This window comes from Deltaproteobacteria bacterium (assembly GCA_016219225.1).
Lineage (GTDB): Bacteria > Desulfobacterota > RBG-13-43-22 > RBG-13-43-22 > RBG-13-43-22 > RBG-13-43-22.
On sequence record JACRBX010000257.1, the window covers coordinates 1 to 2,121 of the forward strand.

Genomic DNA, 2,121 nt, shown 5'->3' on the forward strand with positions numbered 1-2,121 from the left:
ACCCTTCGGCCAAACAGGTCCGCATCTCATCCAGGGTCAGGATGCGGTGGTAGGAGGTGATCTGGTGGTCCAGGGCCTCCTTGTAGCAGGCCGGTTTCGGTTTGGCCTTGAACTTGGAAATCACGTAAGGCCATTTTTTCTCGGAGCAGACGCCCTGCTTGGCCAGGGTCTTGATGCCGTCCCGCAGCATGGCCCCGGAATCAGAATTTATGGTGTGCTCCAGGGCGCGCTCGTTGTAATAAATAAAGAGCCGGCTGAAGTCCTTAAAGGAAACCTTGTTCTTCTGTTCCAGGAACTCGAGTGCCCCGGTCAGGGCATTGGCCGTACAGCTTCCCAGATCACCCTGGTCTTCGACCTTGGAGCAAAGGGGCCGCAGGTCGATCTTCCGGGGAAGCTTTTTCGGCACCTTGAGCACCGCGCTCAAGAGATAATCCCGCTGGTCCGGAACATCCGGCAGCCAGCCATAACCCCTTTTTCCGTTTGAGGATTTCTTTGAACCTCTGTTCTTCTGCTCGATCATAAGATGACCCCTCCTTTCTTTGCTCTTTAGGCACTGGTCCTATAAGGCTGGACACATGATCCGGCAAAGCCGGAACCACTGGATTCCACGGTTACTTCTTTTAGAGATTCAAAATATCACGCCAACGGCCTGATTTCTTGAGTTAGTCAATTTATCTTGCCGTGTAATCCGTTAAATCCGTGCCAAAATTTCTATTTTCATTCTTGGGTTCTCATGGCCATTCCTAAAAAATGGTTTTATTCCATAAGCAAAACCCTTGCCACAAAAATCAAATTATATTGCTTTATTATTTCAAATAGTTGAACAAGCGAGGTTGGATAAAAAAATTTGATGTGCACAAAATCTATGGTAATTTGAACAAATTCTTGGGCAACCCTACTTTAAACGATTTCTAAAGTCAATTCAGAAACAACGTCCCATTAGACAGGGTTTTCCTTGCGACCGGCAATGCGCCAAGCACGCACATCCAAGGACTTGAAGGAACGGTAATGAATGAGGCGTACTGTATGATGCTCGCAGGGAAGCTGGGTCTTCAGGTGCCTGAGGTATCGATACGCAGAGAGCCCGACCTATTATTTATCGTAAAACGCTTTGACCGGGAAAGGTCGCCGGAGGGCAAAGTACTTCGTCTTCATCAGGAAGATTTATGCCAGGCCCTAGGCGTTCTTCCGGATCAGAAATATGAAAGTGAGGATGGCCCGACGCTAAGCCAATGCTTTAAGCTGATCAATAAGTCGAGCATCCGTCCGGCAGCAGACCGGATGGCACTCCTGCATTGGATCATATTCAATGTGCTGATCGGCAATGCGGATGCCCATGCCAAGAACCTTGCCATTCTGTTGACTGATCCCGGCCCCCGTCTGGCACCGTTTTACGACCTCCTTTGCACCAAAGTCTATACAGATCTAACGGATAAGCTGGCCATGAAGGTCGGTGGGGAAAATCGGCCGGATTGGCTCCAGACCAGGCATTGGAAGAGGTTGGCTGAAGACAACGCGATAAAACAGCATCTGGTCATAAGAGTACTTGGGCAGATGATTCAGGATATTGTTCCGAAGGCTGAAGCATTGGCAGCAGAGTTCAATGATAAATACGGCTCCCTTGACATTATAGATAAAATTTGCACTGTAATCCGAAAGAGAGTTCAGAAAATGAAATACCCCTGACAAGGCCGGACCAGAGTTTAATCAGAATTTCCTTCTTGCTTTCGAAATTTGTAGTTGTCGGCTGCCGGTTCCTGAATATCTTTGTCCCCTCAATCCCCCGCCCCATTACACGGTGCAGGGTCCCGGCGTATTCAAGTCCCTTGTCTTGGCAATCTTCTACTTTTTTATAGCCCCCTCTTATAATTTTTCAAGTCAATTCAGAAACGACGTCCCATTAGACTTCTTTCCTCATGTCGACGAGGCCCGGCATCTCCAAGACTTGCGGGCGCGACAGGGTTTGCACCTGGTCTCAGTCGGACGGATCTTCCCCTGGAAAAAAACAAGAATAGATCGTATAACCAATTGATTGGTATAATTATTTAAGATAATGGTTGGTTAACGTGTACTGCCTACACCTTGCCCTTGGAGTGGGCAAGGTTGGAAGGCCAAATCACA

General features: G+C 48.2%; 2 protein-coding genes. One reads left to right on the forward strand and one right to left on the reverse strand.

The window, feature by feature from the left end; genetic code table 11:
- Positions 1 to 520, reverse strand: a 520-nt coding sequence (locus tag HY879_21220) for a C1 family peptidase (GenBank protein ID MBI5605863.1), incomplete at its 3' end; no start/stop codon positions are given.
- A 488-nt stretch (positions 521 to 1,008) separates the two neighbouring features.
- Between HY879_21220 and HY879_21225 the strand changes: the two genes are divergently transcribed.
- Complete coding sequence (locus HY879_21225) at positions 1,009 to 1,686, forward strand: HipA domain-containing protein (GenBank protein ID MBI5605864.1); 678 nt, start codon at positions 1,009 to 1,011, stop codon at positions 1,684 to 1,686.
- Positions 1,687 to 2,121 lie beyond the last annotated feature (435 nt).

Bases quoted from the DNA above. Each gene is read 5' to 3' on its own strand.
- HY879_21225 (MBI5605864.1), top strand. From the start codon at position 1,009: ATGAATGAGGCGTACTGTATGATGCTCGCAGGGAAGCTGGGTCTTCAG.